The sequence below is a fragment of the Agromyces sp. P2_B3 genome (assembly GCF_056404815.1).
On record NZ_JBFUDH010000014.1, the window covers coordinates 42,112 to 55,082 of the forward strand.

Below are 12,971 nucleotides of genomic sequence, written 5' to 3' on the forward strand. Positions count from 1 at the left end.
CGAGGAGGCGCGCCCGCGCGCGCGGAATCGCAGGTGTCACGTGGTCGACCCGAACGAGCAGCCCGTCGATGCCGACGGACCAGCACATGCCGACCGAGCCTACGGACCAGTGCTCGATCTCGCCGATCGGTATGCACGAGACTGGCTGTCGCGTGTCGGGGAGCGGCCGATCCCCCCGAGGCTCGGCCTCGAAGAGATCAAGGACCGCCTCGGTCGTGCGCTGCCCGAGTCGGGCGAGCCCGCGACCGAGGTGATCGAGCGGCTCGCGGAGGGCGCCGAGCCGGGCATGATCGCCATCGGCTCGCCGCGCTTCTTCGGCTGGGTGATCGGCGGCACGCAGCCGGTGGCGCTCGCCGCCGACTGGCTCGTGTCGACCTGGGACCAGAACACCGCACTGCGCACCATCACCCCGGGCGCCGTCGCGGTGGAGGAGCTCGCGGAGGCGTGGGTCGTCGACCTGCTCGGACTTCCGGAGGGGAGCCAGGTCGGGTTCGTGACGGGCGCGACGATGGCGCAGTTCACGTGCCTGGCGGCCGGGCGCGACGCGGTACTGCGCAGTGCCGGCTGGGATGTGGAGACCGCCGGCATGGCGGGCGGACCGCCGATCCGGTTCATCGTGGGCGAGGAGCGGCATGGCACGGTCGATCTCGCCGGCAGGTACCTCGGGCTCGGGAGCCCGGTGGTCGTGCCGAGCGACGAGCAGGGTCGCATCCGCGTCGACGCGCTGCGGGAGACCCTCGCGGCGGGCTCCGGGCCGGCGATCGTGCTCCTGCAGGCCGGCAACATCCACTCGGGCGCGTTCGACGACTTCGGCCCGGCGATCGCGGCGGCGCACGAGGCGGGTGCCTGGGTGCACGTCGACGGGGCGTTCGGCCTGTGGGCGGCCGCCTCGCCGCGGCTGCGACGTCTCACTGCCGGCATGGAGGCCGCCGACTCGTGGTCGACCGACGCCCACAAGACGCTCAGCGTGCCCTACGACTGCGGCCTCGCGATCGTGCGCGACGCCCGGCCGATGCACGGCGCGCTCAGCATGCAGGCGAGCTACCTGCAGGCGACCGAGGTCGGCGCCGACCCGCACGAGAAGGTGCCCGAGCTCTCACGGCGGGCAAGGGGCGTGCCCACCTGGGCGGTGCTGCGCTCGCTCGGCCGGTCGGGAGTCGCTGCGCTCGTCGAGCGGTTGGCGGATGCCGCGAGCGGCATCGCCGAGGGTGTGGCGGCGATGCCGGGCGTCGAGGTGCTCAACGACGTCGTGTTCACGCAGGTCTGCATCGCGCTCGCCAGTGACGCGGCGACCGAAGCGCTCAGCGCACGGCTCTGGGACGACGGGGAGGTGCTCGCGATGACCTCGAGGTGGCACGACCGGGCGGTCGTGCGGTTCTCGGTGAGCAACTGGCAGACGGATGCCGCGCAGGTGCGCCGCACGGTCGACGCCGTCGCACGCGCACTCGCCGCAGTGCACGCCGGGCAGCGGTGACGGCTGTTCCAAGCCCGACGTCAGGGGCATCCGGTTGAATGGAGGCATGGCCGAGGCGTTGCATGCGTTCTCGCCCGCGACCCGGGCGTGGTTCACCGAGTCGTTCACCGCGCCCACGAGCGTGCAGCGCGAGGCCTGGGGGGCGATCGCGCGCGGCGACCACGCGCTCGTCGTGGCCCCCACCGGGTCGGGCAAGACCCTCGCCGCGTTCCTCTGGGCCATCGACCGGCTGCATGCGTCCGGAGCCGATGCCGAGACGACGGGCACCAAGGTCCTCTACCTCTCGCCGTTGAAGGCCCTCGGCGTCGACGTCGAGCGCAACCTGCGTGCACCGCTCGTGGGCATCGCCCGCACGGCGGCCGCGCACGGACTGGAGGTGCCCGAGGTGAGCGTCGGCGTGCGCTCGGGCGACACCCTGCCGGCCGAACGGCGCTCGCTCGTGGCGCACCCGCCCGAGATCCTCATCACCACGCCCGAGTCGCTGTTCCTCATGCTCACGTCGGCGGCGCGCGAGACCCTGCGCGGCGTCGAGACCGTGATCGTCGACGAGATCCACGCGCTCGCCGGCACCAAGCGGGGCGCGCACCTGGCGCTCTCCCTCGAGCGGCTCGACGCGATCACGGCGAGCCCCGTGCAGCGCATCGGGCTGTCGGCGACGGTGCGTCCCCATGAGGAGGTGGCGCGGTTCCTGGCGGGCACGCGCCCGGTGAGCGTCGTGGCGCCGCCGAGCGGCAAGCGGTTCGACATCCGGGTGACCGTGCCGGTCGACGACCTGTCCGACCTCGCGACGGAGTCGGGCTCGGGGTCGGTGTGGCCGCACGTCGAGGCGGCGATCCTCGACGAGGTGCTGGCCCATCGGTCGACGATCGTGTTCGCGAACTCGCGTCGCCTGGCCGAGCGGCTCACCGCGCGCCTCAACGAGCTCTGGGCCGAACGGCAGGCCGAGCCGGTGGAGGCGATGGCGGCGCTGGAGCCCGTCGAGGCGCTCGATCTGGAGCCCGTCGAGGTTGTGGAGCCGGTGGCCGTCGGGGCGGGCGATGGCTTCAGGCCCGCCGATGTGGCCGACGGTCCGCTGCCGGTGCGACGCCCTCCGGCGCAGGCGGTCGGTGCGTCGGGCATCACCGGCGGGGCTGCGCCCGTGCTCGCGAGATCCCACCACGGCTCGGTCAGCAAGGAGGAGCGAGCGCTGGTGGAGGCCGACCTGAAGGCCGGCCGCCTGCGATGCGTGGTGGCGACGTCGAGCCTCGAGCTCGGCATCGACATGGGCGCCGTCGACCTCGTGATGCAGGTGGAGTCGCCCCCGTCGGTCGCGAGCGGGCTCCAGCGCATCGGGCGTGCCGGGCACCAGGTCGGCGAGATCTCCAAGGGCGTCGTCTTCCCGAAGCACCGGGCCGACCTCCTGCACTGCACCGTGGTCGCCGAACGCATGGTCGCCGGCGCGATCGAGGCGATGCGGGTGCCGACGAACCCGCTCGACGTGCTCGCGCAGCAGACCATCGCGGCCGCCGCCGTCGACGAGTGGGACGTCGAGGGCTGGTTCGACCTCGTGCGCCGCGCCGCGCCGTTCGCCACGCTGCCGCGATCCGCGTACGACGCCACCCTCGACCTGCTCGCCGGGCGATACCCGTCCGACCGGTTCGGCGAGCTGCGTCCGCGCATCGTCTGGGACCGCGACGCCGGCACGATCGTCGGGCGACGCGGCGCGCAGCGGCTCGCGGTCACGAGCGGCGGCACCATCCCCGACCGAGGCATGTTCGGCGTGTTCATGATCGGCGAGGCCGGGCCCGGCCGGCGCGTCGGCGAGCTCGACGAGGAGATGGTCTACGAGTCCCGCGTCGGTGACGTGTTCGCGCTCGGAGCGACGAGCTGGCGCATCCAGGAGATCACGCACGACCGCGTGCTCGTGGCGCCGGCGTTCGGTGAACCCGGCCGCCTCCCGTTCTGGAAGGGCGACGGCATCGGGCGTCCGGCGGAGCTCGGCGAGGCCATCGGCGGCTTCGTCACCGAACTGGCGAACGCGGCACCCGACGCGGGCGTGGCACGAGCGCGCACCGCCGGACTCGACGAGCGCGCGGCATCCAACCTCGTCGCGTTCATCGCCGACCAGAAGGCGGCCACCCGCGTCGTGCCCGACGCCACGAACCTCGTCGTCGAGCGGTTCCGCGACGAGCTCGGCGACTGGCGCATCGTGCTGCACTCGCCGTACGGCATGCGGGTGCACGCGCCCTGGGCGCTCGCCGCCGGCGCCCGCGTGCAGGAGCGCTTCGGCGTCGACGCGAACGCGGTGGCGAGCGACGACGGCATCGTGCTGCGCATGCCCGACACGTCCGACGAGCCACCCGGCGCCGAGCTGTTCACCTTCGAGTCGGCCGAGCTCGTCGAGCTCGTCACGCAGCGGGTGGGCGACTCGGCCCTGTTCGCGTCACGCTTCCGCGAGTGCGCGGCACGCGCGCTCCTCCTCCCGCGCATCAACCCGGGCCGGCGTTCGCCGCTCTGGCAGCAGCGGCAGCGCGCGTCGCAGCTGCTCGAGGTCGCGCGCGACTTCCCCGACTTCCCGATCATCCTCGAGGCGGTACGCGAGTGCCTCCAGGACGTCTACGACCTGCCGGCCCTCACGCGCCTCACCGAGCGCATCGCGGCGCGCCGGGTGCGGTTCGTCGAGGTCACCACCGAGACGGCGAGTCCGTTCGCCTCGAGCCTGCTCTTCGGCTACGTCGGCGCCTTCATGTACGAGGGCGACGCGCCGCTCGCCGAACGCCGTGCCGCCGCGCTCTCGCTCGACCCGGCGTTGCTGGCCGAGCTGCTGGGCACGGTCGAGCTGCGCGAGCTCCTCGATCCCGAGGTGGTCGAAGAGACGGAGCGGATGCTGCAGCGGCTCGTCCCCGATCGCGCCGCCCGCGGCGACGAGGGTGTCGCCGACCTGCTCCGCGAGCTGGGGCCGCTGACGGCGACCGAGGTGGCCGAGCGATCCGATGACGAGACGGATGCCGCGGCGGCCCTGGCGACGCTCGTGGACGCTCGACGAGTGGCCGAGGTGCGCTTCGCGGGCACGACCTGGTTCGCGGTCGTCGAAGACCTCAGCCGCCTCCGCGACGCCCTCGGGGTGCCGATCCCGCCCGGACTGCCCGAGGTGTTCGGCGAGGCCGTGCGCGATCCCCTCGGCGACCTCGTGAGCCGGTACGCCCGCACCCACGGGCCGTTCACCGCCAACGCGGTCGCGGCACGCTTCGGCATCGGGCCCGTCGTCGCGACATCGACGTTGGCGAGACTCGCGGGTGAGCGCCGGGTCGTCGAGGGCGAGTTCCTGCCGCACGGCGCCGGCGCCGAGTGGTGCGACAGCGAGGTACTGCGCCGCATCCGCCGCCGCTCGCTTGCCGCCCTTCGCAACGAGGTCGAGCCGGTCGCGCCGCGCGAGTATGCGCGGTTCCTGCCCGACTGGCAGCACGTGGGCGGCCGCCTCCGGGGCGTCGACGGGCTGGCGGCCGTGATCGAGCAGCTCGAGGGCGCCCGCATCCCCGCGTCGGCGTGGGAGTCGTTCGTGCTGCCGGCACGAGTCGCTGACTACCGGCCGACCATGCTCGACGAGCTCACCGCCTCGGGCGAGGTGGTGTGGGCCGGGCAGGGATCGCTGGCCGGTGACGACGGCTGGGTCAGCCTGCACCTCGCCGAGACGGCCGAGCTCACGCTCCCCGCCCCGGCGGCCGCGCCGCTCGATCCGCTCGAGACCGAGCTCCTCGCGGTGCTCGGCGGGGGAGGCGGCTACTTCTTCCGCCAGCTGGTCGAGGCCGTCGGCGCGAGCGACGAGCAACCCGTCATCGACGCGCTCTGGCGTCTCGCCTGGGGCGGCCTGGTGACCAACGACACGTTCGCGCCGCTTCGCGGACTCGTGGCCGGACGCGGCGCGCACAAGACCGCCGCGGCCACGCCGAGGGCCCGGTTGCGGGGCGGGTCGCTGTCCCGACGCTCGCTCGCCGCGAGCGTGCAGTCCGCCCGCACGGCGACGGCCCGCGCGAACCCGCCGAAGGTCGCGGGCCGCTGGGCCGTGCTGCCCCTCGCGAGCTCAGCCGCCACGCCACGAGCGCACGCGCTCGGCGAGACGCTCCTCGAGCGCTACGGGGTGGTGACGCGAGGCTCCGTCGTCGCCGAGGGCGTGCTCGGCGGCTTCGCCCTCGCCTACCGCTCCCTCTCGGGCTTCGAGGAGACCGGGCGCGTGCGACGCGGCTACTTCATCGACGGGCAGGGCGGCGCGCAGTTCGCCTCGACCTCCGCGGTCGACCGCCTTCGCAGCGCCCCGCGCGGCCAGGCCGTCGCCCTCGCCGCCACCGACCCCGCGAACCCGTTCGGCGCCGCCCTCGACTGGCCGGAAGTGGGGGAGGGTGGCCATCGCCCGGCGCGGAAGGGCGGCGCGTTCGTCGCGATCGTCGACGGCGAGGCCGTGTTCTACCTCGAGCGGGGTGGTCGCACCACGCTCGTCTTCACCGACGACGCCGACGCGCTGGCCGCGGCGGCGGCCGCGCTCGCCGAGGCGCTCAGCCGCGCCGGCTCGCCGAGGCTCCGCATCGAGACGGTCAACGGGCAGGTCGTCTACGGATCTGTGCTCGAGCCGGCGCTGCGCGCCGCCGGCTTCCGCGAGACGCCGAGGGGACTCCGGTTCGATGCCAGAGGGTGACACCGTCTACCAGGCGGCGCGCCGGCTCGATGCCGCCCTGGCCGGGCAGCCCGTCACCCGCACCGACATCCGGGTGCCGGCGTTCGCGACGGTCGACCTCTCGGGCGAGACGGTGCACTCGGTGGCCAGTCGCGGCAAGCACCTGCTGATGCGCATCGGCGACGCCGTGCTGCACACGCACCTGAAGATGGAGGGCGAGTGGCGGGTGCATCGTCCCGGCGAGAAGTGGCGCCGGCCCGCGTGGCAGGCGCGCGCGATCGTCGAGACGCCGACGGCCGTGGCCGTGGGCTTCGACCTGGGACTGGTGGAGGTGTTCCCGGCAGCGGAGGAAGCGGACCGGCTCGCCTATCTCGGCCCCGACCTGCTCGGCGCCGATTGGGACGCCGTCGAGGCCGTGCGACGCATCGAAGCGGCACCCGACGTGCCGATCGCCGTGGCGCTCGGCGATCAGCGGAACCTCGCCGGCCTCGGGAACGTCTACGTCAACGAGCTCTGCTTCCTCCGCGGCATCCGCCCGACCAGGCCGGCCAGCGAGGTGGAGGCGGCGCCGCTCGTCGACCTCGCGTCGCGGGTCATCCGAGCCAATCGCGATCGCATCTCCCGCACGACGACCGGTGTCGACCGTCGCGGCGAACGGTTGTGGGTGTACTCGCGCGCCGGGCAGCCGTGCCGGCGCTGCGGCACGCGCATCGAGCACGGCCTGCTCGGCCGCAACGAGGTCGAGCTGCGCGACTCGTGGTGGTGCCCGAACTGCCAGCGGTGACCGTCAGGTGACGGGGCCGGTCCACTTCTCGCCGGGGCCCTGGCCGATCGGATCGGGGATGACGGACGCCTCGCGGAAGGCGAGCTGCAGGGAACGCAGGCCGTCGCGGAGCGACCGCGCGTGCATGTCGCTGATCTCGGGGGCTCCCGCCGTGATGAGCCCGGCGAGGGCGTTGATGAGCTTGCGCGCCTCGTCGAGGTCGACCTGCTGGTCGGGGTCGTCAGCGAGCCCGACCTTCACCGCGGCCGCGCTCATGAGGTGCACGGCAGCGGTCGTGATGATCTCGACGGCGGGCACCTCGGCGATGTCACGGGTCGCGCCCTCGACGGTGGACTCGGCTGAACTGTCGCTCACGGACTTCCTCTGTTAGACTACTGCGGGCCCGGGGCCAGTCCCCGGTACGAAAGTGGAGATTCTCCCACCCGCGCATACCGCTTCATCAAGGTTACCGGGTCGATTGCACTCCGCTTCCACGCTGCTGGGCGACCAGCACGCGGGGGAGTAGACAGGGTGCCGCAGTGATTTGCCGGTGTGATTCCGTGCGAACCTGCGTGGATCTTCCGCTCTCGTCGACGGGCGGCATCCGCCTCCCGTCGAGCGAAACAGCTTGAGTAGAGGAGTACACGCATCAGCGATCCCCGTACCAACGACCGTATCCGCGTCCCCGAGGTTCGTCTCGTGGGACCTGGCGGAGAGCAGGTCGGCGTCGTGAAGATCGAGGTGGCCCTGCGGCTCGCGCAGGAGGCCGATCTCGATCTCGTCGAGGTCGCACCGAACTCCAAGCCTCCGGTCGCCAAGATCATGGATTACGGCAAGTACAAGTACGAGGCTGCGCAGAAGGCGAAAGAGGCCCGGCGCAACCAGGCGAACACGATCCTCAAGGAGGTTCGGTTCCGCCTCAAGATCGACAAGCACGACTACGAGACCAAGATGAAGCGCGCCGTCGGCTTCCTGAAGACCGGCGACAAGGTGAAGGCCATGATCCTCTTCCGGGGCCGCGAGCAGTCGCGCCCCGAGATGGGTGTCCGCCTCCTGCAGCGCTTCGCGGAGGACGTGGCGGAGTTCGGCACGGTCGAGCACAACCCCACGATCGACGGCCGCAACATGGTCATGGTCATCGCGCCCCTGAAGAACAAGTCCGAGGCCAAGGCCGAGGCGAATGCACAGCGTGCTGCGGCGAAGGTGCGACCGGCGGCGGATGCCCCGGACGAGCCCGAGACGCAGTCGGCCGACGCCACCGAGGCGTAGGCCAAGCACCCCCGTCCGCCACGAGTTGGCGGCAGAACCAAGGAGAACAACGAGATGCCGAAGCAGAAGACCCACTCCGGGTCCAAGAAGCGCTTCAAGATCACCGGCAGCGGCAAGATCAAGAAGCAGCAGGCCGGGATGCGCCACAACCTCGAGCTCAAGGCTTCGAAGCGCAAGGCCCGCCTGAACCAGGACAAGGTCGTGTCGGCCCCCGACGCCAAGGTCATCAAGAAGCTTCTCGGCCGCTGAGCCGCGAGACCCGTTAAGGAAGAAACAGAGTCATGGCAAGAGTGAAGCGGGCGGTCAACGCCCACAAGAAGCGCCGGGTCATCCTCGAGCGCGCCGAGGGTTACCGCGGCCAGCGTTCGCGTCTGTACCGCAAGGCGAAGGAGCAGGTCACCCACTCCCTCGTCTACTCGTACAACGACCGTCGCAAGAAGAAGGGCGACTTCCGTCGCCTCTGGATCCAGCGCATCAACGCCGCCTCGCGCGCGAACGGCCTCACGTACAACCGCCTCATCCAGGGCCTCGGCCTTGCGGGCATCGAGGTCGACCGCCGCATCCTCGCGGAGCTCGCCGTGAACGAGCCCACGACCTTCGCGGCGCTCGTCGAGACCGCCAAGCAGGCGCTCCCGGCCGACACCTCGGCTCCGAAGACCGCCGCGTAAGGCGCGTCCTCCGTCACGAACGGCCCGGCACCCCTGGGTGCCGGGCCGTTCGTCGTCTGTTCCGCCCGTGGACCCGGGCCGATGCGAGACTGTCGAGACTGGATCGAATCCGACGACGGGAGCAGCTGGATGGGTGCGGGATCCGCGGACGTGTACGACGTGGCGATCATCGGGGCGGGGCCGGCCGGCACGGCCGCGGCACTACGGGCGGCCGAGCTGGGTGCCAGCGTGGTGGTGCTCGAGGCGGACCGCACCGGCGGCACCTGCGTGAACTCGGGCTGCGTGCCGACGCGCGTGCTCGCGAAGACGGCCCGCCTCATGCGCGAGGTGCGCACGGCCGACGAGTACGGCATCACGGTGTCGCGGCAGCGCATCGACTGGCCATCCACCGTCGCGCGGGTGCGGAGCACGGTGGACCGGGTGCGGTCGATCAAGCGCGAGGCGGAGCGGTTCGCCGAGGCCGGCATCGACCTCCTGCTCGAGGGACGGGCGACCTTCGCCGACGAGCACACCCTCGTCCTCGAGAGCGGGCGCCGCATCGAGGCGGCCTCGATCATCGTCTGCGTCGGCGGCCACTCCCGGCGTCTTCCGATCCCCGGGGCCGAGCTCGCGACCGTTCCCGACGAGGTGCTCGACCTTCCGCGGCTTCCCGACCGGGTGGCGGTGATCGGCGCGGGGAACACCGGTGCCCAGCTGGCCACCGTGTTCGCCGCCTTCGGCTCGGACGTCACGCTGCTCGACGTCGCGCCCAGGGTGCTGATGGCCTCCGACCCGTCGATCTCGGAGGCGGTCGCGGCGGCCTTCGAGGAGGACGGCATCCGCGTCCGGGTCGGCATCGACGGCGTCGACGCACTCCGCAGGCGCGACGACGGGCGGCTCGACCTCGACTGGCGGGCGGCGGCCGCGCAGGAATCCGACGCCTTCGACGCCGTGGTGATGGCGACGGGCTGGCCGGCGCGGGTCGACGACCTCGGGCTGGATGCGATCGGCGTCCGGGTCGAACGATCGTCGATCGTCGTCGACCAGTACTTCCGCAGCTCGGTCTCGCAGATCTTCGCGGTCGGCGATGCGACCGGCCGTGACATGCTCGTGCAGGCCGCGCACTTCGAGGGCGAGGCGGCCGCCGAGAACGCCGTGCTCGGCGCGAACCGGCGGACCCCCCACCACCTGCTCCCCGCTGGCGGATTCACCGACCCCGACTACGCCGGCGTGGGGCTGACCGAGCCCGAGTGCCGCGAGCGCGACCTGCAGTGCGTCGTCAGCCGCGTCGACTACTCGGAGCTCGAGCGCGCCGTCATCGACGATCGCGAGCGGGGCTTCCTGCTCCTGATCGCCGACCGCCGCCGCGAGCTCATCCTCGGGGCGCACGCGGTGGGCGAGAACGCGGTCGAGGTGATCCAGTCGGTGACCACGGCGATGGCGGCCGGGGTCGATGTGGCGACGCTGGCGAGCGTGAAGTTCGCCTACCCGACCTACAGTGCGCTGATCGGCCTCGCGGCGCGGCGACTCCTCGCCGCGTAGGCCGGGCCCCTCCGAGGGCGCCCCATAGACTTGCAGCATGCTCGAGAACCCCAGGTCCCCGCGCGTCCGAGGGGTCGCCAAGCTCGCGAAGAAGTCCGCCCGGGTGGAGAGCGGGCTGTTCCTCCTCGAGGGCCCGCAAGCGGTCGCGGAGGCCCTCAGGTTCCGGCCGCACCTCGTCGTCGAGCTGTATGCGACGCCGACGGCGGTCGAACGCCATCCCGAGATCGCCCGCACCGCCGACGATGAGGGCCTCGACCTCGAGTTCGTCACCGAGGAGGTGCTCGACGCGATGGCCGACACGGTCACGCCGCAGGGCTTCATCGCGGTGTGCCGACAGTTCCCGACCGCCGTGAAGGACGTCTTCGGGGCATCGCCCAAGCTCGTGGCGATCCTCGAGGAGGTGCGGGATCCCGGCAACGCCGGCACGATCGTGCGAGCGGCGGATGCCGCGGGCGCCGACGCGGTGGTCTTCACGGGCCGCGCGGTCGACCTGTACAACCCCAAGGTGGTGCGCAGCTCGACGGGTTCGATATTCCACCTGCCCGTCGCGGTCGGCGCCGACCTGGAGGACGTGCTCGAGCGCGCGAGGGCGGCGGGGCTCACGGTGCTGGCGGCCGATGTCAAGGGCGACGACCTCCTGTCGGCCCGCCGCGACGGCGTCCTCGAGCGTCCGACGGCCTGGCTGTTCGGCAACGAGGCGCACGGCCTGCCCGACGAGCAGCTGGCCCTCGCCGACCGTGTCGTGACCGTGCCGATCTACGGCCACGCCGAGTCGATGAACCTCGCCACCGCGGCATCCGTCTGCCTGTACGAGAGCGCCTTCGCGCAGCGCAGCGCGGGTCACGAATAGGTAACCACCGCACCGAACCGCCGCGTCGTTGGTTGTCGCCCGGATGTCGCGCCCCCTAGTTTGGGGGATATGGAGCCAACCCAGCCGGCGCCGCCGACGTCGAACATCTCTGTGCGTCGCGGTGAACCCCTCGTCGTCATCGACCACGTCGAGAAGCACTTCGGCGACCTGCATGTGCTGAACGACATCAACACCACCGTCAATCGGGGCGAGGTGGTCGTCGTGATCGGGCCGAGCGGCTCGGGCAAGTCCACGCTGTGCCGCGCCATCAACCGGCTCGAGACCATCGACTCCGGCACCATCACCATCGACGGCGAGCGGCTTCCCGAGGAGGGCGCCCAGCTGGCGAAGCTCCGCGCCGACGTCGGCATGGTGTTCCAGTCGTTCAACCTCTTCGCGCACAAGACCGTGCTCGAGAACATCACGCTCGCCCCGATCCGCGTGAAGAAGCAGTCCCGCAAGGCGGCCGACGCGAAGGCCATGGAGCTCCTCGACCGGGTCGGCGTGGCGAACCAGGCGAAGAAGATGCCGTCGCAGCTGTCGGGCGGCCAGCAGCAGCGCGTCGCGATCGCCCGCTCGCTCGCCATGAACCCCAAGCTCATCCTCATGGACGAGCCGACGAGCGCGCTCGACCCCGAGATGATCAACGAGGTGCTCGACGTGATGGTCGGGCTCGCCCAAGACGGCATGACGATGATCGTCGTGACCCACGAGATGGGCTTCGCGCGCAAGGCGGCCGACCGGGTGCTGTTCATGGCCGACGGACGCATCGTCGAGGAGGCCGCGCCGGCGCAATTCTTCGACCATCCCGAGTCGGATCGCGCGAAGGACTTCCTCTCGAAGATCCTCGAGCACTAGACCTGCGCTGCCACGAGCGGCGAGGAACCACCCAGAGAGAAGAGGCAGAGACATGAAACGGATGAGATTCGCACTCGTCGCGGCCGCAGCCGCGTCGGCGCTCGTGCTCGCGGGCTGCGCAGGCGGCGGCGGAGACACGGCGGAGGAGACGCCCACGGCGGCGCCCACGTTCGAGGCCGGCACGACGATGGCCAAGCTCTCGGAAGCGGGCAAGATCACCGTCGGCACGAAGTTCGACCAGCCGCTCTTCGGACTCAAGGGCCCGTCGGGCGACCCCGAGGGGTTCGACGTCGAGATCGCCAAGATCATCGCGTCCGAGCTCGGCATCGACGAGGAGAACATCGAGTGGACCGAGACCGTGTCGGCCAACCGTGAGCCCTTCATCGAGAACGGCCAGGTCGACATCGTCGTGGCGACGTACACGATCAACGACAAGCGCAAGGAGGTCGTCTCCTTCGCAGGTCCGTACTACATGGCCGGACAGTCGATCCTGACCCTCGCCGACAACGACGACATCGAGAGCGAGGAAGACCTCGTCGGCCAGCCCGTCTGCTCGGTCACCGGGTCCACGCCCGCGGCGAACCTCAAGGAGCTCGGCGCCGAGGTCATCGAGACCGACACGTACAGCAACTGCCTCGAGCCGCTTCGCAGCGGCCAGGTCGTCGCCGTCTCCACCGACAACGTCATCCTCGCGGGCCTCGCCGCCCAGAACGAGGGCGAGTTCAAGGTCGTCGGCAAGCCGTTCACCGAGGAGCCCTACGGCATCGGCCTCGCGAAGGACGACACCGACTTCCGCATGTGGATCAACGACGTGCTCGAGAAGGCCTACGAGGACGGGCGCTACGAGCAGGCGTGGGAGTCCACCGCCGGAGCGGTGCTGCCCTACGTCGACCCGCCTGCCGTCGACCGCTACTGATCGG

The 12,971-nt window shown here is 71.6% G+C and carries 11 protein-coding genes; 10 read left to right on the forward strand and 1 reads right to left on the reverse strand.

Annotation, left to right across the window (positions count from 1 at the left end; all coding sequences use genetic code 11):
- The first annotated feature begins 109 nt into the window (after positions 1–109).
- The 3 genes from AC1DZA_RS16580 to AC1DZA_RS16590 are packed head-to-tail and all read left to right on the forward strand — an operon-like array spanning position 110 to position 6,906.
- Positions 110–1,474 carry a pyridoxal phosphate-dependent decarboxylase family protein gene (locus AC1DZA_RS16580; RefSeq protein ID WP_476773573.1) on the forward strand — a complete coding sequence of 455 codons (1,365 nt, stop codon included), beginning with the start codon at positions 110–112 and terminating at the stop codon, positions 1,472–1,474.
- 46 nt (positions 1,475–1,520) lie between these two features.
- A complete protein-coding gene (locus AC1DZA_RS16585) occupies positions 1,521–6,143 on the forward strand; it encodes an Lhr family ATP-dependent helicase (protein WP_476773574.1) in 4,623 nt (1,540 codons plus the stop codon).
- Positions 6,130–6,906 carry a DNA-formamidopyrimidine glycosylase family protein gene (locus AC1DZA_RS16590; protein ID WP_476773575.1) on the forward strand — a complete coding sequence of 259 codons (777 nt, stop codon included), beginning with the start codon at positions 6,130–6,132 and terminating at the stop codon, positions 6,904–6,906. Before AC1DZA_RS16585 ends, AC1DZA_RS16590 begins: the two co-directional genes overlap by 14 nt.
- A 3-nt stretch (positions 6,907–6,909) precedes the next feature.
- Here AC1DZA_RS16590 and AC1DZA_RS16595 read toward each other — a convergent pair whose 3' ends face one another.
- Positions 6,910–7,260 carry a DUF1844 domain-containing protein gene (locus AC1DZA_RS16595; RefSeq protein ID WP_309972637.1) on the reverse strand — a complete coding sequence of 117 codons (351 nt, stop codon included), beginning with the start codon at positions 7,258–7,260 and terminating at the stop codon, positions 6,910–6,912.
- A 273-nt stretch (positions 7,261–7,533) separates the two neighbouring features.
- Between AC1DZA_RS16595 and infC the strand changes: the two genes are divergently transcribed.
- From infC to AC1DZA_RS16630, 7 genes are all read left to right on the forward strand, one after another.
- Complete coding sequence (infC, locus tag AC1DZA_RS16600) at positions 7,534–8,154, forward strand: translation initiation factor IF-3 (protein WP_309977739.1); 621 nt, start codon at positions 7,534–7,536, stop codon at positions 8,152–8,154.
- Between the two features lie 54 nt (positions 8,155–8,208).
- The gene (gene rpmI, locus AC1DZA_RS16605; RefSeq protein WP_309972635.1) at positions 8,209–8,403 is read left to right on the forward strand and encodes a 50S ribosomal protein L35; all 195 of its coding nucleotides are present in this window, start codon (positions 8,209–8,211) and stop codon (positions 8,401–8,403) included.
- Positions 8,404–8,435: 32 nt separating this feature from the next.
- Positions 8,436–8,822, forward strand: a complete 387-nt coding sequence (gene rplT, locus AC1DZA_RS16610) for a 50S ribosomal protein L20 (RefSeq protein WP_309972633.1) — start codon at positions 8,436–8,438, stop codon at positions 8,820–8,822.
- Between the two features lie 129 nt (positions 8,823–8,951).
- Entirely contained in the window at positions 8,952–10,343 is a 1,392-nt protein-coding gene (locus AC1DZA_RS16615; protein ID WP_476773576.1) for a dihydrolipoyl dehydrogenase family protein, read from the forward strand.
- Between the two features lie 37 nt (positions 10,344–10,380).
- A complete protein-coding gene (locus tag AC1DZA_RS16620) occupies positions 10,381–11,193 on the forward strand; it encodes a TrmH family RNA methyltransferase (RefSeq protein ID WP_476762020.1) in 813 nt (270 codons plus the stop codon).
- A gap of 69 nt (positions 11,194–11,262) precedes the next feature.
- On the forward strand, positions 11,263–12,051 hold the full coding sequence (locus tag AC1DZA_RS16625) for an amino acid ABC transporter ATP-binding protein (protein WP_309972627.1): 789 nt from the start codon (positions 11,263–11,265) through the stop codon (positions 12,049–12,051).
- Between the two features lie 52 nt (positions 12,052–12,103).
- A complete protein-coding gene (locus tag AC1DZA_RS16630) occupies positions 12,104–12,967 on the forward strand; it encodes a glutamate ABC transporter substrate-binding protein (protein WP_309972626.1) in 864 nt (287 codons plus the stop codon).
- Positions 12,968–12,971: the final 4 nt, after the last annotated feature.

Bases quoted from the DNA above. Each gene is read 5' to 3' on its own strand.
- rpmI (WP_309972635.1), top strand. From the start codon at position 8,209: ATGCCGAAGCAGAAGACCCACTCCGGGTCCAAGAAGCGCTTCAAGATC.
- AC1DZA_RS16615 (WP_476773576.1), top strand. From the start codon at position 8,952: ATGGGTGCGGGATCCGCGGACGTGTACGACGTGGCGATCATCGGGGCG.
- AC1DZA_RS16630 (WP_309972626.1), top strand. From the start codon at position 12,104: ATGAAACGGATGAGATTCGCACTCGTCGCGGCCGCAGCCGCGTCGGCG.
- AC1DZA_RS16590 (WP_476773575.1), top strand. From the start codon at position 6,130: ATGCCAGAGGGTGACACCGTCTACCAGGCGGCGCGCCGGCTCGATGCC.
- rplT (WP_309972633.1), top strand. From the start codon at position 8,436: ATGGCAAGAGTGAAGCGGGCGGTCAACGCCCACAAGAAGCGCCGGGTC.
- AC1DZA_RS16620 (WP_476762020.1), top strand. From the start codon at position 10,381: ATGCTCGAGAACCCCAGGTCCCCGCGCGTCCGAGGGGTCGCCAAGCTC.
- AC1DZA_RS16585 (WP_476773574.1), top strand. From the start codon at position 1,521: ATGGCCGAGGCGTTGCATGCGTTCTCGCCCGCGACCCGGGCGTGGTTC.
- AC1DZA_RS16625 (WP_309972627.1), top strand. From the start codon at position 11,263: ATGGAGCCAACCCAGCCGGCGCCGCCGACGTCGAACATCTCTGTGCGT.